This window comes from Pseudonocardia sp. EC080619-01 (genome assembly GCF_001420995.1).
Classification (GTDB): domain Bacteria; phylum Actinomycetota; class Actinomycetes; order Mycobacteriales; family Pseudonocardiaceae; genus Pseudonocardia.
Genome location: NZ_CP012184.1, coordinates 90,598 through 111,098, shown reverse-complemented (window position 1 = coordinate 111,098; position 20,501 = coordinate 90,598). Strand labels below are relative to the sequence as shown.

The window sequence follows — 20,501 nt, the reverse complement described above, 5'->3', positions numbered from 1 at the left end:
CCCGGACGACCAAGGAGATTCGGTGACCCTGCACCTGGACGACCTCCGTGTCCGCGACCTCGGCGAGTGCCACTACGACTCGCCGATGTCCGAGCTGCTCCCCACCAAGCAGACCTCGCCGCACTACGTGGCCGAAGGCGACCGGGTGCTGCTCGAGGACACCGTCTCGATGCTGGCCGGGCACGGCCTCCCGTCCGTCCAGGCACCGAGCTTCGAAGCCGCCGGCCCGCGCCGCAAGATCTACTTCGATCCCGCGGAGGTGACCGCGGGCGTCGTCACCTGCGGGGGGCTGTGCCCCGGGCTCAACAACGTCATCCGCGGCCTGGTCAAGGCACTCGCCGTGCACTACAAGGTCAAACGGATCCTGGGCTTCCGCAACGGGCTCCGTGGGCTGACGGCCGAGCACCGCGACGACACCGTCGACCTGACCGTGGACGGCGTCCGCGACATCCACCACGCCGGCGGCACCATCCTGGGCAGCTCACGCGGCGGGCAGGACGCCGACGAGATGGTCGACAGCCTCGTCCTGCGCGGCGTCGACATCCTGTTCGTCATCGGTGGCGACGGCGGGATGCGCGCCGCGACCTACCTCAGCGAGGCGATCCGGGCGCGCGGTCTCGACATCGCGGTCATCGGGGTCCCGAAGACCATCGACAACGACCTGCCCTTCACCGACCAGTCGTTCGGGTTCCAGAGCGCGTTCGCGCGCGCCACCGAGTTCATCTCCGCGGTCGCGGTCGAGGCCGCCGCCAGCCCGAACGGCGTCGGGATGGTGAAGCTGATGGGCCGCCACTCGGGGTTCATCGCCGCCTACGCCGCGCTGGCCGCGAGCGCCGCGGACATCGTCCTGATCCCCGAGGTCGGGTTCGCACTCGAGGGCGAGACCGGCCTGCTCGCCCACGTCGAGCAGCACGTGCGCACCAAGGGCCACGTGGTGATCGTCCTCGCCGAGGGGGCCGGCCAGGACCTCCTCGATGACCACGGCCCGTCCTCCGTCGAGCTCGGATCCCTCTCCGGGGCAGGCCTGCCGCAGCACAACGGCCGCGGCACCGACGCGTCGGGCAACATCAAGCTCGGCAACATCGGTGAGCTGCTCAAGGAACGCATCACCGCCCACCTGAGCGCGGTCGGCCTCACACCCACGATGCGCTACATCGACCCGAGCTACGCGGTCCGCAGCATCGCCGCGAACGCCTACGACAGCGTGTACTGCCTGCGCCTGGCCCACGCCGCGGTGCACGCGGCCATGGCCGGGCGTACCGAGGCCGCCGTCGCGCGCTGGCGGCGACGCATCGTCCACGTCCCGCTGCCGCTGATGACCAGCCGCCGCAACCAGATCGACCCCGACGGCGACATGTGGATGTCGGTGCTCGAGGCCACCTGCCAGCCGGCCGAGTTCGGCCCGGTGCGCACCCGCGACACGGTCCCCGCGGGCTTCTGCTGACCGACCGCACACGCCGGCGCGGACGCCCCCTCCGGAGCACGGCGGCGGGTTCTCCGACCACGGCGGAAGCTGCTTCGTCCCCCGGTGCGACTCATCGACCATGCGTCGACCGGGCCGGACGGCCGCCGTGGCGCGCCAGGAGGTAGCCGGCCGGGGGCCTGGCCGGGGCCGGAGCGGCGATGCGCATGCGTCCGAGTTCGACGAAGCCGTGCGGTCGTAGTCGTTCGTCGAGCGCGTCGAGGTTCCACAGGAACGCCGGTGAGGCCTTGTGGGCATAGGGGACCCAGCCGTCGGCGCCCGGTGTGTCGGTGATCTGCACCCCGATGAGCAGGGGACCTCCCGGCCTGATCACCCGGGCGAACTCGGCCAGGACGTCCGGGAGGAGGTCCGGCGGGGTGTGGATGAGCGAGAAGTGGGCCAGGACGCCGGCGACCGAACGGTCCGGTGCGTCGAGACGGAGCATGGAACCGACCTCGTAGCGGAGATCGGGGCGGTATCGCCGGGCGATCGCGACCATGGCGGGTGACAGATCGACCCCGTAGGCCCGGGTGCCGTTCCGGTCCAGGTGGTCGGTCCACTGTCCCGGGCCGCACCCCGCGTCGATCACGGCGTTGTCCGGTCGATCGGCATGGTCCGGCCCACCGGCACGGTCCGGCTCACCGGCGCTGTCCGGCCCGCCGCCACGGGCGAGCCCGGCGAAGGCGTCGATCATCGCTGCGGAGAGGGCGTCGGTGGTCTCGTCGCCCTGCCGCACCATGTCGTCGTACGCCTCGGCGACGTCGTCGTAGTCCCGGCGCGTCCGTTCCACGGCCTCGTGCTCGTCCATGCGGCGGACCATAGGGAACGGCACCGACACCTCGGCCGCGCCTGCGCGCCCGACCCACTCCCGATCTGACCCATGCCCGCCACGACCGCACACGTTCTGGTGCTCCCGCACGAGATACGAACCGTGCGGGAGCACCAGAAGGGTGCGGATGCGGCGGGGCCTGTGCGGCATGGACCGGACCCGGACCCGGACCCGGACCGGACCGGTCGCCGAGGAACGACGACGCGCGACCGGTCGTCGTCAGTCGTCGTCCGGTGCGCCCGGGACGGCGGGGGCCTCGATCCCCGGAGGGGACGCCGCGTCGTCGTCGTCGCCGCCGGCGTCGTCGACCGGGACCAGGCCGAACACGGTGAAGCTGATGGCCCAGTAGGCGATGTAGCCGACCAGCAGCGCGGCGCCGTGCCATCGGCGCAACCGGCCGGTGAACAGGGCGTACGCCGCGAACCCGTTGATCACGACCAAGGCCGGCAGATGCCAGCTGAACACCTCGGAGGTGATGACGATCGTGCCGCCGGCCAGAACGACGATGCCGAGCTTGGCCGTCACCGAGAACACCACGCTGCCGACGACGTTCCCGACCCCGATCGCGGGCGCACCCCGCCGGGCCGGTTCGACGGTCAGGAAGATGTCCTCGAGGGAGAGAACCAGGGTCGCGATCGTCGCACCGAAGACCGTGCCGCTGATCGCGAAGTTCTCCAGCAGCCCCTCGGTGCCCTCCGACATCGCCCAGGCACCGACGACGAGACCGAGCAGCGCCAGTATCGCCAGGAGCAGCAGCGTGCTGCCGGAACGACGGTTCGCCGTCGCGACCGCGAGGTCGCCGGTCTCGTAGAGACCCCCCGCACCCGCGTCACCGGGACCGCCCCCCGCGGTCCCACCGCCGACGGAGGCGGCGACCCGCCGGCCGGTGACCGCGCGGGTCTCCTCGCCGTCGAGCGACTCGAGCACCTCGGAGCTGCGGAACGTCGGCATCGCCCGCTGGTACTCGCGGTAGGCCACGTAGGCCACGAACGCCACGAACAGCAGGATGAGCACGATCGCGGACGCGACCCCGAGCTCGCCGATCAGGGCGACCGGGACCAGGATCAGCGGGGCGAGCGCGAAGATCGCGATGTAGTCCCGGGGAATCTCCACCCGGCAGGGCGCGATCAGCGCGGCGAGGCCCAGCACCAGGCCGGTCATCGACATGACGGTCCCGAAGATGACGCCGACCGCGACGTCCTCCAGGCCCTCGAGGTTCAGCACGATGCCGAACGCGAGGTCGTCGAACTCGATACCGGTGAACAGGATCGCCAGCAGGAACAGCGACACCGTGAGACCGCGGGCGGCGCCGACCAGATAGGTGATCAGCTTTTCGGCGCTGTAGACGAGCACCGCCGCACCGGCGGCGAAGACGATGAGTGACGTTATCGCGTCCATGGTGCGGTGCTCCTCCTCGAGCAGGCGTCGGCCCGTGCAGCGACCAGAATCGATGGACGAACGGCGACCGGGCTCCCTGTCACGCGTTCGACGGCAGCCGGGAACCGGCGGAGACTCCTCGGAACGGAGACCGTAGATCCTCATAGGACGCCGAATCCGTCGCCGCCGGGATGGTAGATCGCACCCGACATCTCGCGGAGCTGGTCGAAAGGCGAGTTGACAGGAACGGGATCGATACGTCCCGAAAGGATCCACTCCGCCGGACCGGGTGGGCGGCGATGAGCGCGCCCACCCGGTGGCCGAACGGTGTGGCCCCCTCACGAGGTCTGCGGCCACAGCCTCGATCGCTCGGGGTGGTCGTCGTCGAGCAGGCGGTGTGCCAGCGCGATCGCCTCGTTCGGGTCGATCTGGTCGAACGCGGGATCCCCGTAGGAGAGGCTCTCGAAGACGTCGGCGAGCTCGTTCGCCGCGGCCGGGGACAGACCGTCGTCCCGCTCGCAGCGCACGTAGCGCACCCGGAGCACCCCGGCGGCCTGCAGCATCAGTGCGCCGTAGGCGTTGGCGGGCGCCAGCTGCGGGGGTCGGTGTCCTTCCATGCCGGTTCCCCCTCAGCCGGTGGCGCGCTGCTTGAGCTCGGCCGCTGCCGCGCCCGGGTCGTCGGCGCCGTAGATCGCCCCGCCCGCGACGGCGACGACCGCGCCGGCCTCACGGACCGAGGCGATCGTGTCGGCCTTGACCCCACCGGCGATCGAGAACGCGACCCCGGCCTCCCGGCCGTCGTCGAGCAGCTGCGCGATCGAGTACCCCGGACGGGCCTGCTCGTCGAGACCGGCATGGATCTCCACGAACGCCACACCCAGCTTCGCGACCTCACGGATCCGGGCCACCCGCCCGTTGACCACACTGATCATGTCCGCCACGACCTGCTTGCCGTGCTTCTCCCCGGCCGCGACCGCACCACGCACGGTGTCGTCGTCGACCGCACCCATCACCGTCACCAGATCCGCACCCGCGGAGAACGCCAGCTCCGCCTCCAGCGCACCCGCATCCGCGGTCTTCAGGTCCGCGAACACCAGCTTGTCCGGGTGCGCCGCCTTGATCGCGGTCACCGCACCGATACCCGCCGACTTCACCAACGGCGTACCCAGCTCCAGAATGTCCACGTGCTCGGCCACCTGGTCCGCCAGCCTCAACGCCGAGGGAAGATCCAGAACATCCAACGCCACCTGCAGCTGCACGAGAGAACTCCCAACGTCACGACTCCGATGTATGTCCCCACCACCATCACCGCCACCACCGAAAACCGGCAACGCCGCAGCACATGCGAAAAACCAATCCCCCGATACACCTTCCACATAACCGTCCGGGGCCGCAGATGATCCCGATCCGCTCGTGGCGGGCTCGTCGCCGTTCGTCCGCGGTCCGGCGCCGGTCGTTCCCACCCGGTTGTCAGGCATCGGCGTGGGTATCACGGTGAGCGGACAAGTCCGGCAGAGCCGGTGTGGAGGTGGGGGAAATGAACGCCTGGTCCGCGAACGAGTTCGAAGCGCGGCTGCGGTCCATCGGGGAGAAGCGGTATCACCATCTGCACCCGTTCAACGAACGGATGCACGCGGGCACACTGACCGAGAACGAATTCCGGGGCTGGGTGCGGAACCGCTTCTACTACCAGGTGAACCTCCCGGTGAAGGACGCGTTCATCCTGACCAAGCTCCCCGGCCGCGACGACCGGCGGCGCTGGATCCAGCGCATCATCGACCACGACGGGCGTACCGGCGACGAGGGCGGCATCGAGAAGTGGATCCGCCTCGGCGAGGCCGTCGGCCTGACCCGTGAGCACCTGTTCGACGACGACACGGTCCTGCCCGGCACACGGTTCGCGGTGGACGCCTACGTCGACTTCTGCCGCCGGCAACCGTGGCTGGAGTCGGTCGCCTCGGCGCTGACCGAGCTGTTCGCGCCGGACCTGCTCAGCCGGCGGATCACCGACGTCACCCACCACTACCCGTGGATCGCGACCGACGGTCTCGAGTACTTCCGGGCACGGCTCACCCAGCAGCCCAAGGACATCGAGCACCTGCTCGAACTGGTCCTCGACCACGCGACGACCCGCGAGCAGCAGGACGCGTGTGCCCGGGCGCTGGAGTTCAAGTGCGACGTCCTCTGGAGCCTGCTCGACGCCGTGGAACTCGCCTACGGCAGGAGCCGCTGATGACCGACGACGATCTGACCGCCACCCCCCGGCTGGCGACCAGGGCGATGCTCAAGCACGACCGCGTCCGGGGTGTGGAGCTGCTGCTGCTGCCCGAGCGGGTCGTGGTCCTCAACCAGTCCGGCGCGGCGATCCTCGGCCTGTGCGACGGCAACCGGACCGTGCGGCAGCTGGTCGACCAGCTCGAACGGGACTTCGCCGCGACCGACCTCGTGAACGACGTCATGACGTTCCTCGACGACGCCAGCGGGCGGGGCTGGGTGGTGGTGTCGTGAACGGCCCGCCCCAGCCCTACGGCCTGCTGGCCGAGGTCACCCACCGGTGCCCGTTGCACTGCGTCTACTGCTCGAACCCGCTGGCGCTCCTGGAGAGCCACGACGAGCTCGCCACCGACGACTGGCTGCGGGTGATCGGGCAGGCGGCCGGGCTCGGCGTCGTGCAGGTCCACCTGTCGGGCGGGGAACCCCTCGTCCGCGGCGACCTGGAGACGCTGGTCGCCGAGTGCCGCCGCCTCGGCCTCTACACGAACCTGATCACCAGCGGTCTCGGGCTCACCGAGCGCAGGGTGGAGTCGCTGGTCGCCGCCGGGCTCAACAGCGCCCAGCTGAGCATCCAGGGCGACGCCGCCGAGTCGACGGACCTGGTCGCGGCGAGCAAGCGGTTCGACAAGAAGGAAGTGGCCGCGCGCCTCATCCGCGACGCCGGGCTGCCGTTGAACATGAACGTCGTGCTGCACCGGCTCAACCTCGACCGGCTGGACGCGATCATCGACGTCTGCGTGCAGTGGGGCGCCGAACGGCTCGAGCTCGCCAACACCCAGTACTACGGCTGGGCGCTGCGCAACCGCGAGGCACTGATGCCCGGCACCGCCCAGCTGGACCGGGCGGTCGAGGTCTACCGGCGTCGCAAGGCGGAGCTGGCCGGGCGGACGGAGCTGCTCTGGATCCTCCCGGACTACTACGAGCCCTACCCGAAGCCGTGCATGGGGGGCTGGGCGCAGACCGCGCTGACCGTCGCCCCCGACGGTCGCGTGTATCCGTGCCCTGCGGCCTCGGAGATCACGACCATGGAGTTCGACTCCGTCCGCGACCACGACCTCGACCGGATCTGGACGACGTCCGCCGCGTTCGCGGCGTTCCGCGGCACCGAGTGGATGCCCGACCCGTGCCGCAGCTGCGTGCGCAAGGAACTGGACTTCGGCGGCTGCCGCTGCCAGGCCTTCGCCCTGACCGGCGACGCGGGGCGCACCGACCCGGTGTGCCGGCACTCGCCGGACCACCACCTGGTGCAGGACGCGCTGGACAGGGCCAACCGGGACGACGCCGGGACCCGGGGGCAGCAGCTCGTCCACCGCCGTCCGACGGTGTCGGCACGGAGGCGATGACGCCGTAGCGCCGTACCGGCTCCCGCGCCGGGCGCGGCGCACGCCGGCCTCCGTCCCCCCGGGGTGGGGCGGGGTCAGGCGCGCGCCGCGTCCTCGGTGTCGCGCAGCACGCGGAGGGCGTTGCCCCGGGCGAGCTTCCGCAGGTCGTCGCGGCTCCAGCCGCCGGCATCGAGGGCGTCGAACAGGCGGGGGTAGTACTCGACGCTCGGAATGTCGGGCGGGGGCGTCATGCCGTCGAAGTCGCTGCCGATCCCGACGTGGTCCACGCCCATGACCTCGCGGAGGTGGTCGAGGTGGCGCACGATGTCGGCGATCCCGACCGCGGGGGGTGGGTTCCTGCGCTCCCACCCCGCGACGGCGTCGTCACGGACCTCTCTCCGCGCGAGGCCCCACCGCCGGAGGTCCTCGCTGAGGAAGGTCGGCAGGAACACGGCCATGACGATGCCGCCGGTCGACCCGACGCGTTCGAGGACGGGATCCGGGACGTTGCGGGCGTGCCGGCACACGGAGTAGGCCCCGGAGTGGGAGAAGAACGCCGGTGCCCGTGACACGTCGAGCGCCGCGTCCATGGTGGCGTGTGCGGTGTGCGACAGGTCGACGAGCATCCCGAGGTCGTTGAGCTCGGTCACGACCATCCGTCCGAAGTCGCTCAGCCCGCCGGTGTCGACGACATCGGTGCAGCTGTCGGCCCAGCCGGTGTTCCGCGTGTGCGTCAACGTCAGGTACCGGGCGCCGAGCCGGTGGAACAGGCGCAGGACCTCGAGCGAGTCGAGGATCTGGTGCCCGCCCTCCACCCCGATCAGCGACGCGATCCGGCCCTCGCCGTTGATCCTGTCGATGTCGTCGGCGGTGCGTGCGAGGGCGGTCCGGTCCGGGTGGAGCGCCTGGAGGCGGTGGATCCCCTCGAACTGTTCCAGCGTCCCTGCCGCCAGCGCCGCACCCGTCGTGGAGCAGGGCATCCACACCGACCAGAACTGGGCACCGACCCCACCCGCGGCGAGCCGGACCAGGTCCGTCTGCAGGGTGTGGGGCCGGGCGAGAGCGAGGTCGAGCGTGCCGGAGTCCAGCCCCGCCTCGTCGCGGATCTTCGAGATCATGTCGTTGTGGCCGTCGATCAGCGGCGCTTCGGCCAGCAGCGACCGGACGCCGTCGTCGGTACGCAGGCTCATCTCTCTCCCTCGGGGCAGGCGGTCACCCGGTCACCCCGTCAGGCGAACCGGTGCTCGGATCCGACCATCCGCACCGTGTCCGGCTCCGAGCACAGCAGAATCGACCGCGTGGTGGCGCGGCCGGCGCGGTACCGGACACCCTCGAGCAGCTCGCTGGTGACCACCCCGGTGGCGCAGAACAGGACGCGCCCACCGCGGACGAGGTCCGCCGTGTGCAGGACCGGGCCGGCACCGTGGGAGCGCAGCCGGAGCTGCAGCGAACCGCCCGTGCAGGACAGGGCGGCGGCGGCCATGACCCCCTCCGCCACCCCGGCGGTGCACAGGAGCACGTCCACCGGGCTCTCGGGGAGGGCCGCGGCGATCGCTCCCGCGAGGGCGCCGCCCTGCAGGGCGTGGACCCGGGCCCCGGCGTCGCGGACCTCGTCCACGACGCCGCGGTGCCGGAACCGGTCGAGCACGGCGACCTCCACGTCCGACACCCGCACGCCCTTGATCGCGGCGACCGCGCGCAGGTTCTCCGCCACCGGCCTGGTGATGTCGACGGCGTCGGCGCAGTCGGGGCCCACGGCCAGCATCTCCACGTCGGAGGGCACCCGCGGCGTGTACAGCGCGCCGTGCCCGGCCACGGCGATCGCCACCAGCGAGTCCGGTACGCCCCCGGCCGGTGACCGGTCGCCGCCACCCACCCTGATGCCGAGGTCGCACAGCGGCCCCGCACCGGCGCCCGCGGCGTCGCCGGTGCGCAGGACGGGGGAGTCGTCCCGCTCGCCCTCGCCGATCACCACGGTGCCGTGCACGGGCACGGACCGGAGGTGCTCGTGCATCGCCAGACCGGCGGCGGCCCTGTCGCGGCCCGACCGCTCGCGGCCGGCCCCTCGACCGGCCGCGAGCGCGGCGGCCTCGGTCGCCCGCACGAGCTCCAGCCCGAGATCCGCATCCGGTCCCGGGCACGACGCGGTGGCGAACCACTCCTGAGTACTCATCACCCTCGATCCCCGTGACCGGCACGAGCTCCGGCGCGCGCTCCGACGCGGACGCGGAGGGCGGCCGGCTGCTCCGACCGCCCTCCGCCGTCAGGCACTCATCGTGCGGCGGCGTTCGCGACGGCGTGCTCGGACAGCGCGTCCTGGGCGGCGCCCCAGCTGTCCTGGTCGCCCCGCCACACCTCCAGCGCCGGCCCGACCAGGGCCCGCCCGAACGAATAGGTGAGCTCCCAGGGCAGCGGGTCGAGGTGCTGCATCGCCCCGAGGTGCTGCGTCGCGACCTCAGGGCGCTGCCCGCCGGAGAGGAAGGCGATGCCCGGCACGGACGCGGGGACGGTCTCCCGCAGCGTCTCCACCGTGGCCCGGGCGACGTCCGCCACCGTGGGCTGCTCGGGGCTACCGGTCCCGGCGACCACCATGTTCGGCTTGAGGACGATGCCGTCGAGTTCCACCTCCATCAGGGCGAGCTCCTCGAACAGCGACCTCAGCACGGCGGTCGACACCTCCCGGCAGCGGTCCAGCGAGTGGGCACCGTCCATCAGGACCTCGGGCTCCACGATGGGCACCAGGCCGACCTCCTGGCACAGCCCCGCGTAGCGCGCCAGCGCATGCAGGTTCGCGCGCACCGCCCGCGACGACGGCGTGTTGTCGCCGATCGTGATCACCGCGCGCCACTTCGCGAACGTCGCGCCGAGCCGCACGTACTCCGCGACCCGCTCCCGCAGCCCGTCGAGACCCTCGGTGATCTTCTCCTCGGACGCCCCCGCGAGCGGCTTCGCCCCGGTGTCGACCTTGATCCCGGCGAGGATCCCGATGTCGTCGAGGTACTCCGGGAACGTGCGGCCGTTGCTCAGCTTCTGGTGGAACGTCTCGTCCGCGAGGATGACACCGCTGACCGACTCGGCCAGCCGCGGAGTGGTGACGATCAACTCCCGGTACACCCGGCGGTTCTCCGCGGTCGGCTCGACGCCGACGTTCTCCAGCCGTGCCGACATCGTCCCGATGCTCTCGTCGGCGGCGAGGATGCCGCGCCTGTTGGACACCAGGGTCCGTGCGATCTTGTTCAGAGCAGACACTGTCGTCGATCCTCCTGTAGGTACGAAACGGGTGCGGCGATCAGGCGATCGCCTCGTGGACGTCGATGGCCGGCGACTGCTGGGGCCGCGGCCGCAGCCGCGATCGCGAGCCGGCCTTCCTCGATCTCTGGCCCGCCCCGACGACCGGCACCGGGGAGCCCTTCGCCGTGGCGACCTCCACCAGCTCCGCCGCGTACCCCGGAAGGCCGCGGCGCTCGCTCCAGGCCGCGTAGATGGGCTTGGCAGGCATGTCCTGGTCGACGGCCACCAGGTGCAGCCGCCCCTCCGCGAGCTCGGCCCGGACGGTGGAGACGTTCAGCACCGTCACCCGCCGGCTGGTCGCGACCGCCTGCTTGATCGCGGCGTTGGACGGCAGCTCCACGTGGCTCTGCGGGGCGTGCGCGGCGTCCAGCAGCTCGTCGGTGAACTCCCGCAGCCCGGAACCACGCTCGCGCACCACCAGGGGCGCGCCCGCCAGCTCCGCCACCGTCAGCGGAGTGCTCCGCGTGGCCCACGGGTGGTCCGACCCGACCACGACGGCCAGCTCGTCGTCACAGATGTTGCGGGTCACCAGGTCGTCGCGATCGTGGCGCTGCCCGCGGTCGCCCGCCTCACACCAGCCGTCGATGAACGCGAGATCGGCCAGGCCCGCCTGGATCATCCCACGCAGCGCGTCGACACCGCCGCTCTGCACCTCGACCCGCACCTCGCCGAACGAGAACCGGGAACGGTTCAGCCACTCGGGAAGCAGGTGCTCCGAGATCGCCGGACTGCCCGCGACCCGGAGGCGCTTCGTCTCGCCGCTCCGGGCACCGGAACCGAACTCCAGCAGCTCCCGCGCCGCCTCGATCACGTTCCGGGCGTACTTCGCGAGAATCTCCCCGTCCTCGGTGAGCTTCGAACCCGCGGGAGAACGTTCCAGCAGCTGAATTCCGAGGCGGCGTTCCATCGCGCTGATCCGGATGCTCGCGGCCGGCTGGGAGAGGCTGTGCGCCTGCGCCGCTTTCCCCACGCTGCCGTGACTCCCGACCGACAGCAGCAGATCGAGGTCGGCGAGCTGAGGCATCTTGGACGGAAGCACCATTGGATTCATCCCTCTCGCTGACCTGCGACTCGCGGTACGCAGCGAGATTGGGCACACCGGTTCGGGTGGTCAAGGCGGCCGAGACGAACGCACGCTGCGCGCGCATGAACGGTGTGCGGCAGGTCACCTACGGGACGGTGCCGGAATCAGGCGGTGGTGACGGGCCCCGCATTCCCTCCCGTGACGTCACGACCGCCGCTCGTCGTCGGTGCGCCGCCGTTCGTTCGACCCGGCTCCGCTCCGGCGGACGCCGGGCGGCCCCGTTTCTTCACGTAGTCGTTCCGCGGCGACGACCGCCCGTCATCTCGGGTCCGGTTCGCCCCATTGGCCCGATCCATGCGACACCCACTCGTGACAGCGGGGCAACCCGGGACGGTGGTCCGGGCACGCAGCATTCCGTGCGGCGGCCGCCGACCCGGCCGTCGTCGGAGGTGGGGGACGTGACCCAGGAGATGGACCCGCCGGCCACGGCGGCACCGGCCGCGGTCGGCGCAGCGCGGGAGACGCTGGAGGACTACACACTCCGGTACGCGCCACGCAGCTACCGCAGGTGGTCACCGGGCGTCGTCGGGGTGACGGCGCTGGGCGGGATCGCCTACCTCGCCGACTTCTCGATCGGCGCCAACATCGGCATCGCCTACGGCACGACGAACGCGCTGTGGGGGATCGCGGTCTTCGCGCTCGTCGTGATCGCGACCGGCACGCCCGTGGCCTACTACGCCGCGCGGTACAACCTGGACCTCGACCTGGTGACCCGCGGCTCCGGATTCGGCTACTACGGCTCGATCCTCACCAACATCATCTTCGCGACGTTCACCTTCATCTTCTTCGCGCTCGAGGGCTCGATCATGGCGCAGGGGCTCGAGCTCGGGCTCGGCGTCCCGCTGTGGATCGGCTACGCCGTCTCCACGGTGATCATCTTCCCGCTCGTCTTGTACGGGATGTCGCTGCTGTCGACGCTCCAGCTCTGGACGACGCCGCTCTGGCTGGTGCTGATGGTCCTGCCGTTCGGCTACCTCGTGCTGGCCCACCCGGACTCGGTCTCGACGTTCCTGGCCTACCAGGGCGAGGACGGCCTGGGTGCGCCGAGCATCGGCTCGGTCATGCTCGCCGCGGGGGTCTGCCTGTCGCTGATCGCGCAGATCGCCGAACAGATCGACTACCTGCGGTTCATGCCGCCGAAGACGCCGGAGAACCGCCGCCGGTGGTGGACGGCGACGCTGCTGGCGGGGCCGGGCTGGGTCCTGTTCGGCGCCGCGAAGCAGGTCGTCGGCCTGTTCCTGGCCGTGTACTTCATCGCGAACGTCGCCGGGGGCGCCGCGGTGGCGAACGAGCCCGTGCAGCAGTTCCTGCTGATCTACCAGGACCTCGTGCCGGGCTGGCTGGCGATCACCCTCGCGGTGGTGCTCGTCGTCGTCAGCCAGGTCAAGATCAACGTGACGAACGCGTACTCCGGGTCGCTGGCCTGGACGAACTCCTTCACCCGGATCACCGGGACCTATCCCGGCCGGCTCGTGTTCCTCGGCGTCAACCTGCTGATCGCGCTGGTGCTGATGGAGGCGAACATGTTCGACTTCCTCACCGCGATCCTCGGCTTCTACGCGAACATCGCCATCGCGTGGATCGTCGTCGTCGCCACCGACATCGCGGTCAACAAGTACCTGCTGAGGCTCTCCCCGAAGCACCCCGAGTTCCGCCGCGGGATGCTCTACGCGGTCAACCCGGTCGGGTTCGTCTCGGTCGTGCTGGCCGGCGGACTGTCGATCGCGACGTTCTTCGGGGCGCTCGGGACGGCGATCCAGCCGTTCTCCCCGCTGGTCGCGATCGCGCTCGGGCTCGTGCTGCCCCCGGTGCTGGCGGTCGCCACCGGGGGCCGGTACTACCTGCGCCGGACCGACGACGGCATCGACCTGCCGATGTACGACGAGCACGGCAACCCGTCGGACGTGGTGCTGCCCTGTCACGTCTGCGGGCAGGACCTGGAGCGCCCGGACATGACCGCGTGCGTCGCGCACGACGCCTATGTCTGCTCGCTCTGCCTGAGCACGGACCGGCGCAAGGAGCACGTGCTGCCCGCCCAGGGGTGACCACCCCACGGACCGGACCGGGGCTCCCCGGTCGTCGAAGCGGTGGCCGTCACCGGCCCGTTCCGGTGGCGGCCACCGCGCCCTCCACGCAGGACAGGGCCTCGGTGAGCCGGCGGTCCGCGGTGACCGCGTCGTGCGCGACGGCGGTCGCGAGCACGCCCCGGACGGCGAGCGGGGACAGGCTCCAGCCCTCGCCCGCGGCGGGGCGGGTGCCGCCGTCGTCCCCGACCAGGACCTCGGTGCCCAGCACGCGGTGCCCGGCCAGGTGGGCGGGTGAGCCGTCGAGATCCGGGTCGCCGATCTCCTGGGTCTGCACCAGCAGCGGGAGCCCCCGTTCGGTGATCCGGACCGTGCCGCGGTAGCGCCCGGGGCGCTCGCCGGTGCGGCCGCCGACCAGGAGGTCCCGTGCCCGCAGCGACGCCGTCGGGGCGAGGTCGGCGTCCAGCACCGTCTCGTGGTCGGCCCGCCCGGTGACGACGGTCGGCTCGGGCAGGTACGTCAGCGCGCCGCCGTCGCCGACGGTGCAGGACAGGACCGTCCGGCTCGGACGTCCGGCGCCGGGCAGCGCGACGGCCGCCGCGACACCGGTCAGCACCAACCGTGCGCCGGGTCCGACGGTGACGTCGAGCCGCACGTCGTCGCCGGCGAGCGGGGTGGACGCCGACCCGACCAGGTGGACGACGGCATCGGGGCTCGCCGCCGCGGCCGCGCCCCGCCGCGGGACCAGCGCCAGCGGCGCCTGGGCACGCAGGACCGTCACGACGGTCCGGCCGTCCCGCAGCTCGACGGCGAGGCTCGCGCGGGCGCGCACCTCAGACCGTCGCGCGGACCGCGGCGACCTGCTCCAGCACCCAGGCGCAGGCGTCACCGGCGGCCGGGTCCTCGACCAGGGACTGTGCGAGGACCGGGAGCTCGCCCCGGATCCGCGCCGCGTCGCCGGTCATCACCCCGAGATCGGCGCCGACCAGCGGGGCGAGGTCGGTCTTGTTGATCACCAGGAGGTCCGCGGTGGTCACCCCGGGGCCGCCCTTGCGGGGCACCTTGTCCCCACCGGCGACGTCGACGACGAAGATCTGCCGGTCGACCAGCCCCCGGGAGAACACGGCGGTGAGGTTGTCCCCGCCGGACTCGACGAGCACCAGCTCCAGGTCGCCGAACCGTTCCTCGAGCAGGTCGATCGCGTCGAGGTTCGCGGTGATGTCGTCGCGGATCGCCGTGTGCGGGCAGCACCCGGTCTGCACCGCCTCGACCCGCTCCGGTGCCAGGACGCCCGCGCGACGCAGGAAGTCGGCGTCCTCGGTGGTGTAGATGTCGTTGGTGACCACGGCCAGCCGGACCCGCCCGGCCAGGCTGCGGGCCAGCGCCGCGACCAGCGCGGTCTTGCCGGAACCGACCGGGCCGCCGATCCCGATCCGCACCGCGCGTCCGGCGTGCGGGGCGGGGGAGTGGTGGTCGTGGTCGGTGACGGTCGGATCGAAGCTGATCACGTGGCCGTGACCGTGGCCTGCGTCAGGAGGCAAAGAGACGCACCCTCTCGCGGTGGTGGTGGACGTGGGCCTCGGCCATGAGGTCGAGGACCGGCGCACCCGGCGCCGGCAGATCGGTGACCGGGCCCGCCGCGAGGTCCGCGGCCTCGCTCACGAGCGCGGCGAGGTCGGGGCCGAGCGCGACGAGCACGGCGTTGACGGCGAACGGGTCCAGCCCGAGCAGCCGCACCGCGGCCGAGGCGGGACCGCTGACGGCCAGGTAACCGACACAGCGGGCCGCCGCGGCGGGGTCCTCCCCGGCGTACCCGATCACCGCTCCGGCCAGCAGCGGATGGTGCGGGCGGGGGTGGACGGCGACGAGCGCGTCCAGCACCGGCGACGGCCAGGCCGCCCGCACCGCCCGCAGCGCCGCCCGGCCCTGCGCCCGCGAGGCGTCGCGCTGCGCCGCCGACGGGGTGCGCGCGTCGAGCGCGGCGTCCAGGGCGCGGAGCGCCCGTGAGTGGAAACCGTGGTCGGAGCCGACTTTTCCACTCACGAGCGCGGAGCGCCCCGCGGCGGTGGCGGCGACCCGGCCCGCGGTGCGCAACCGCCCGCGCAGGAACGTGGCGAGCGAGTCCACGTCGGACACCAGGCCGCGGGACACGGCCTCCTCCAGGCCGCCGGAGTGGACGTGCCCGCCACCGGGGAATCGGGCGTCGGCGAGCACGAGCGAGGCGAGGCCCGTCATCAGAACAGGAAGTACCGCTGGGCCATCGGCAGCTCGCCGACCGGCGCGGGTTCGACGACGGCGCCGTCGATCGTCACCCCGAACGAGTCCGGGTCGACCCGCACCTCCGGCGTCGCGTCGTTGAGCACCATCGCCGCCTTGCGCACGGAGCGGGTGTCGGCGACCGGCACGCACGGCGTCGCGAGGCCGAGACGGCCGGGGACACCGTCGTCGAGGGCGGACGGTGCCATGAAGGTCAGCGAGCCCAGCGCGGCCGGGGTGGGGGCGTAGCCGAACATCGGGCGCCCGTAGACCGGGCCGGGCGTCGGGATGGAGGCGTTCGCGTCGCCCATCTGCGCCCAGACGGCGAACCCGCCCTTCAGCACGACCGCGGGCCGCACCCCGAAGAACTTCGGCTCCCACAGCACCAGGTCGGCGAGCTTGCCGGCCTCGACCGACCCCACGTGCTCCGCGGCGCCGTGCGCCAGCGCCGGGTTGATCGTGTACTTGGCGACGTAGCGCCGGGCCCGCAGGTTGTCCGCGCGGTCCGAGTCACCGGGCAGCGGCCCGCGGGCGGCCTTCATGACGTGCGCGGTCTGCCAGGTCCGGACGACCACCTCGCCGATCCGGCCCATCGCCTGCGAGTCGCTGCTCATCATCGAGATCGCGCCCAGGTCGTGCAGGACGTCCTCGGCGGCGATCGTCGTCGGGCGGATCCGGGACTCGGCGAACGCCAGGTCCTCGGGCACCGACGGGTTCAGGTGGTGGCACACCATGAGCATGTCGAGGTGCTCGTCGAGGGTGTTCACGGTGTGCGGCCGGGTCGGGTTCGTCGACGACGGCAGCACGTGTCCGGTGCCGACGACCTCGATGATGTCGGGGGCGTGCCCGCCGCCCGCGCCCTCGGTGTGGAACGCGTTGATCGAGCGGCCCCCGATGGCGTCCAGGGTGGACTGCAGGAAGCCGGCCTCGTTGAGCGTGTCGGTGTGGATCGCGGCCTGGACGCCGGTCTCCTCGCAGACCCGCAGGCAGGCGTCGATCGCGGCCGGGGTGGTGCCCCAGTCCTCGTGGAGCTTGAACCCGCCCGCCCCGGCGCGGAGCTGCTCGTGCAGCGCCGCGGAGCTCACCGTGTTGCCCTTGCCCATGAGCAGGACGTTCACCGGCTGGTGGTCCATCGCGCCCAGCATCCGGCCGATGTTCCACGGGCCGGGGGTGACGGTGGTGGCCTTCGATCCGTCGACCGGCCCGGTGCCACCGCCCATCAGCGTGGTCACGCCGGACGCGAGCGCGGTCTCGACCAGCTGCGGGCAGATGAAGTGCACGTGGGCGTCGATCCCGCCCGCGGTGAGGATCTTCCCGTTGCCGGAGAGCACCTCGGTGCCCGGGCCGATCACCAGCGCCGGGTCGACGCCGTCCATCGTGTCGGGGTTCCCGGCCTTGCCGATGCCGACGATCCGGCCGTCCTTCACGCCGACGTCGGCCTTCACCACGCCCCAGTGGTCCAGCACGACGGCGCCGGTGATCACCAGGTCGGGGCACTGCTCCGCGGTCACGGCGGCCTGGCCCATCGACTCACGGATCACCTTGCCGCCGCCGAACATGACCTCGTCGCCCGACGCGGGACCGCGGGAGCGGTCCTCGGTCACCTCGACGACGAGGTTCGTGTCGGCCAGCCGGATCCGGTCGCCGACCGTGGGGCCGTAGAGGTCGGCGTAGCGGGCCCTCCCGATGGTGCCGCTCATCGTGCGTACCCCCGCTCGTCCAGGGCTCCGGCCCGTTCCGGGCGCAGACCCGGCACCCGGCGGGCACCGGCGATCGGCACCAGCGTCACCTGGCGCGCCACGCCCGGCTCGAACCGCACCGACGTCCCGGCCGGCACGTCGAGCCGGTGCCCCCAGGCCGCGTCGCGGTCGAACTCGAGGCCGGGGTTGGCCGCCGCGAAGTGGTAGTGCGAGCCGACCTGGACCGGCCGGTCGGCGACGTTCTCGACGGTCAGGACGATCCGCTCGCGTCCCGGGTTCAGCGCGACCGGCTCCTCGCCGAGGAGGATCTCGCCCGGCGAGCCCGCCGTGCTCCCGCCACCCCCGCCGCTCACGCGATCGGCCCGTGCACGGTGACGAGCTTGGTGCCGTCCGGGAAGGTGGCCTCCACCTGCACCGAGTCGAGCATGTCCCCGATGCCGTCGAGGACGTCGTCGCGGGTCAGCACCTCCCGGCCGCTCGACATGAGCTCGGCGACCGTCCGCCCGTCCCGGGCGCCCTCCAGGACGTGCTCGGTGATCAGCGCGACCGACTCCGGGTAGTTCATCCGCAGGCCCCGCTCGCGCCGTCTGCGGGCGACGTCGGCGGCGACGTGGACGAGCAGCTTGTCGCGCTCCTGGGGGCTGAGGTGCATCCCGGAACTCTCTCCGGAGCGCGTTTCCCACAGGTTTCGGCGCGGTTTCGAGCGATCACGCCGCTGTCTCGCGGCGGGCCGGTCGACTGTGGGATCGCACGAATCTCCCGGTCACCGGCCCGGTGCGTTCGTCGTCCGTGGCCGTGCCGGGCCCGGCGACGGCGGGCGCATGGTGATGCAGGTCGCAATCCCGTCCGGAACGAGGATCCGATGAGTCCGCTGCCGCGTCCGCGCCGCCGCCCGTCCACCCAGCCCGTCCACCCCGTCGACGCCGTGCCACCGCCGGGCCGTCTCGCCGTCTACGGCCTGCAGCACGTGCTCGCGTTCTACGCGGGCGCCGTCGTCGTCCCGATCCTGCTGGCGAACGCGATCGGGCTGGACGAGCGGCAGCTGATCCACCTCATCAACGCGGACCTCTTCACCTGCGGGATCGCCTCGATCATCCAGGCGGTCGGGATCGGCCGGAAGATCGGTGTGCGGCTCCCGCTGCTGCAGGGCGTCACCTTCACCGCGGTGTCCCCGATGATCGCGATCGGGCTCGCCGCGGGTGGCGGGACCGAGGGGCTGACGACGATCTACGGTGCCGTGATCGTCGCCGGGCTCGTGACGTTCTTCGCGGCGCCCTACGTGGCCCGGCTGCTGCGGTTCTTCCCGCCGGTCGTCACCGGCACGGTGATCACGGTGATCGGGCTGGCGCTGCTGCCGGTCGCGGCGCAGGACGCCGTCGGCGGTGCGAACGCCCCCGATCCGGGCAACCCGCTGTACCTGGCGCTCGCGCTCGGCACGCTGGCGGTGATCGTGCTGATCCAGCGGATCTTCCGGGGCTTCCTGGCGACCGTCGCGGTGCTGGCGGGGCTCGTGATCGGGACGCTCGCCGCGGTGCCGTTCGGGCTCGTCGACACCTCGGGGGTGGGGGAGTCGGCGTGGGTCGGGGTGACGACGCCGTTCCACTTCGGCTGGCCGCAGTTCTCACTGGCCGCGATCCTCTCGATGATCGTGGTCATGATGATCACGGCGGTGGAGACGACCGGGGACGTCGTCGCGACGGGCGAGATCGTCGGGAAGCGGGTCGGGCCGGACGACGTCGCCCGCGCCCTGCGCGCCGACGGCGCCGCCACCACGCTGGGCGGGGTCCTGAACTCGTTCCCCTACACCTGCTTCGCCGAGAACGTCGGCCTGGTGCGGCTGACCCGGGTGTCGAGCCGATGGGTGGTCGCGGCCGCCGGTGGGTTCATGATCCTCATCGGGCTGGTCCCGAAGGCGGGGGCGCTGGTCGCCGCGGTCCCGCACCCGGTCCTCGGCGGGGCGGCGCTCGCGATGTTCGCGACGGTCGCCGTCGTCGGGATCCAGACGCTGACCGCGGTGGACTTCCGGGACCACCGCAACGTCGTGGTGGTCGGCTCCGGCCTCGGGGTGGCGCTGTTCGTCACGGTGCAGCCGGACGTCGCGCAGGCGCTGCCGGGCTGGGCGCAGATCGTGCTCGGCTCGGGCATCACGGCGGGCAGCGTGGTGGCGATCGGCCTGAACCTGCTGTTCTTCCACACCGGACGCCGGCCGGCCGGGGACCCGGTGCCGGCCGGGATCGCGGCCGACCGGATCGAGACGATGGGGCGGGCCGAGTTCGCCGACGTCTTCGGCCGGCTCTTCGAGGGGCCGACGCCGGTGCCCGCCCGGGTGCACGCGCGCGGGCCGTTCCCGGACACCGACGCGCTGCGGGCCGCGGTCCAGGAGGAGCTGTTCGCCGCACCGGCGGGGGAGCAGCGGGAGCTGATGGGGCACTACCCCGATCTCGGTGGACTCGTGACGAGCGGGAGCGGGAGCGGGACCGGCGACGGCGTCGGGCCGGACGGGCGGGCACCCGCGGGCCGGGCGGGGCAGGGAACCGGGGACACGGCCGGGGACACAGCCGGGGACACGGTCGGGGACGCGCTCGGGGACCGGGCCGTGTCCCGGGACCGGGCCGGCCTGGCGCTGCTCGGCGCCGACGACCGGGACGAGCTCGCTGCGCTCGCGGCGTCCTACCGGGAGCGGTTCGGTTTCCCGCTGATCGTCTGCCTGCGCGACGCCGGTGACCGGGCCGCGCTGCTCGCGACCGCCCGCCGCCGGCTCACCCACCCGCCCGCGCAGGAACACGCCGCCGCCCTCGTCGAGATCGCGAAGGTCGCCGGGCACCGGTTCGACGACCTCGTCGCGCGCTGATCCCCGGCCCGCCACCGTCCGGGGCGGTACG

General features: G+C 72.4%; 20 protein-coding genes. 6 read left to right on the top strand and 14 right to left on the bottom strand.

Annotated elements, in window-relative coordinates:
• Positions 1-22: 22 nt before the first annotated feature.
• Positions 23-1,444 (top strand): ATP-dependent 6-phosphofructokinase, encoded by a 1,422-nt coding sequence (locus AD017_RS00515; protein ID WP_060572207.1) that lies wholly within the window; start codon positions 23-25, stop codon positions 1,442-1,444.
• 91 nt (positions 1,445-1,535) lie between these two features.
• Here the strand turns inward: AD017_RS00515 and AD017_RS00510 are convergent, their stop codons facing one another.
• The 4 genes from AD017_RS00510 to hxlA form a co-directional block, all read right to left on the bottom strand.
• Positions 1,536-2,270, bottom strand: a complete 735-nt coding sequence (locus AD017_RS00510) for a class I SAM-dependent methyltransferase (RefSeq protein WP_145984087.1) — start codon at positions 2,268-2,270, stop codon at positions 1,536-1,538.
• 240 nt (positions 2,271-2,510) lie between these two features.
• Positions 2,511-3,689, bottom strand: a complete 1,179-nt coding sequence (locus AD017_RS00505) for a sodium:calcium antiporter (protein WP_145982610.1) — start codon at positions 3,687-3,689, stop codon at positions 2,511-2,513.
• Between the two features lie 317 nt (positions 3,690-4,006).
• Entirely contained in the window at positions 4,007-4,285 is a 279-nt protein-coding gene (locus AD017_RS00500; protein ID WP_029239314.1) for a hypothetical protein, read from the bottom strand.
• 12 nt (positions 4,286-4,297) lie between these two features.
• Entirely contained in the window at positions 4,298-4,927 is a 630-nt protein-coding gene (hxlA, locus tag AD017_RS00495; protein WP_029239997.1) for a 3-hexulose-6-phosphate synthase, read from the bottom strand.
• A gap of 278 nt (positions 4,928-5,205) precedes the next feature.
• Between hxlA and pqqC the strand changes: the two genes are divergently transcribed.
• From pqqC to pqqE, 3 genes are read left to right on the top strand one after another with little or no spacing between them, the layout of a single operon-like run.
• The gene (gene pqqC / locus AD017_RS00490; protein WP_010228272.1) at positions 5,206-5,901 is read left to right on the top strand and encodes a pyrroloquinoline-quinone synthase PqqC; all 696 of its coding nucleotides are present in this window, start codon (positions 5,206-5,208) and stop codon (positions 5,899-5,901) included.
• On the top strand, positions 5,901-6,176 hold the full coding sequence (gene pqqD, locus AD017_RS00485; protein WP_010228270.1) for a pyrroloquinoline quinone biosynthesis peptide chaperone PqqD: 276 nt from the start codon (positions 5,901-5,903) through the stop codon (positions 6,174-6,176). The genes pqqC and pqqD overlap by 1 nt, the downstream gene beginning before the upstream one ends.
• Positions 6,173-7,285: a pyrroloquinoline quinone biosynthesis protein PqqE gene (gene pqqE, locus AD017_RS00480; protein WP_060572203.1), complete on the top strand. Its 1,113-nt coding sequence runs from the start codon at positions 6,173-6,175 to the stop codon at positions 7,283-7,285. Before pqqD ends, pqqE begins: the two co-directional genes overlap by 4 nt.
• 74 nt (positions 7,286-7,359) lie before the next feature.
• Here the strand turns inward: pqqE and AD017_RS00475 are convergent, their stop codons facing one another.
• From AD017_RS00475 to AD017_RS00460, 4 genes are all read right to left on the bottom strand, one after another.
• Entirely contained in the window at positions 7,360-8,454 is a 1,095-nt protein-coding gene (locus tag AD017_RS00475) for a dipeptidase (RefSeq protein WP_060572202.1), read from the bottom strand.
• Positions 8,455-8,492: 38 nt separating this feature from the next.
• The gene (locus AD017_RS00470; RefSeq protein ID WP_060572200.1) at positions 8,493-9,437 is read right to left on the bottom strand and encodes a fructose-bisphosphatase class II; all 945 of its coding nucleotides are present in this window, start codon (positions 9,435-9,437) and stop codon (positions 8,493-8,495) included.
• 98 nt (positions 9,438-9,535) lie between these two features.
• Entirely contained in the window at positions 9,536-10,513 is a 978-nt protein-coding gene (locus AD017_RS00465) for a class I fructose-bisphosphate aldolase (RefSeq protein ID WP_060572198.1), read from the bottom strand.
• A 40-nt stretch (positions 10,514-10,553) separates the two neighbouring features.
• A complete protein-coding gene (locus tag AD017_RS00460) occupies positions 10,554-11,597 on the bottom strand; it encodes a LysR family transcriptional regulator (protein WP_060572196.1) in 1,044 nt (347 codons plus the stop codon).
• A 452-nt stretch (positions 11,598-12,049) separates the two neighbouring features.
• Between AD017_RS00460 and AD017_RS00455 the strand changes: the two genes are divergently transcribed.
• Positions 12,050-13,684, top strand: a complete 1,635-nt coding sequence (locus tag AD017_RS00455; RefSeq protein ID WP_060576156.1) for a cytosine permease — start codon at positions 12,050-12,052, stop codon at positions 13,682-13,684.
• 49 nt (positions 13,685-13,733) lie between these two features.
• Here AD017_RS00455 and AD017_RS00450 read toward each other — a convergent pair whose 3' ends face one another.
• Genes AD017_RS00450 through AD017_RS00425 form a run of 6 tightly spaced genes read right to left on the bottom strand, consistent with a single transcriptional unit; the run spans position 13,734 to position 18,271 of the window.
• The gene (locus tag AD017_RS00450; RefSeq protein WP_060572194.1) at positions 13,734-14,495 is read right to left on the bottom strand and encodes an urease accessory protein UreD; all 762 of its coding nucleotides are present in this window, start codon (positions 14,493-14,495) and stop codon (positions 13,734-13,736) included.
• Position 14,496: 1 nt separating this feature from the next.
• Entirely contained in the window at positions 14,497-15,204 is a 708-nt protein-coding gene (gene ureG, locus AD017_RS00445) for an urease accessory protein UreG (protein ID WP_060572192.1), read from the bottom strand.
• Positions 15,194-15,898 carry an urease accessory protein UreF gene (locus AD017_RS00440; RefSeq protein ID WP_060572190.1) on the bottom strand — a complete coding sequence of 235 codons (705 nt, stop codon included), beginning with the start codon at positions 15,896-15,898 and terminating at the stop codon, positions 15,194-15,196. Before AD017_RS00440 ends, ureG begins: the two co-directional genes overlap by 11 nt.
• The gene (locus AD017_RS00435) at positions 15,898-17,619 is read right to left on the bottom strand and encodes an urease subunit alpha (RefSeq protein WP_060572188.1); all 1,722 of its coding nucleotides are present in this window, start codon (positions 17,617-17,619) and stop codon (positions 15,898-15,900) included. Before AD017_RS00435 ends, AD017_RS00440 begins: the two co-directional genes overlap by 1 nt.
• A complete protein-coding gene (locus AD017_RS00430; RefSeq protein WP_060572187.1) occupies positions 17,616-17,972 on the bottom strand; it encodes an urease subunit beta in 357 nt (118 codons plus the stop codon). Before AD017_RS00430 ends, AD017_RS00435 begins: the two co-directional genes overlap by 4 nt.
• Positions 17,969-18,271 carry an urease subunit gamma gene (locus AD017_RS00425; RefSeq protein WP_060572185.1) on the bottom strand — a complete coding sequence of 101 codons (303 nt, stop codon included), beginning with the start codon at positions 18,269-18,271 and terminating at the stop codon, positions 17,969-17,971. Before AD017_RS00425 ends, AD017_RS00430 begins: the two co-directional genes overlap by 4 nt.
• A 210-nt stretch (positions 18,272-18,481) precedes the next feature.
• Here AD017_RS00425 and AD017_RS00420 point away from each other — a divergent pair, with 210 nt between their 5' ends.
• Positions 18,482-20,470, top strand: a complete 1,989-nt coding sequence (locus tag AD017_RS00420; RefSeq protein ID WP_060572184.1) for a solute carrier family 23 protein — start codon at positions 18,482-18,484, stop codon at positions 20,468-20,470.
• The last annotated feature ends 31 nt before the right edge of the window (positions 20,471-20,501 follow it).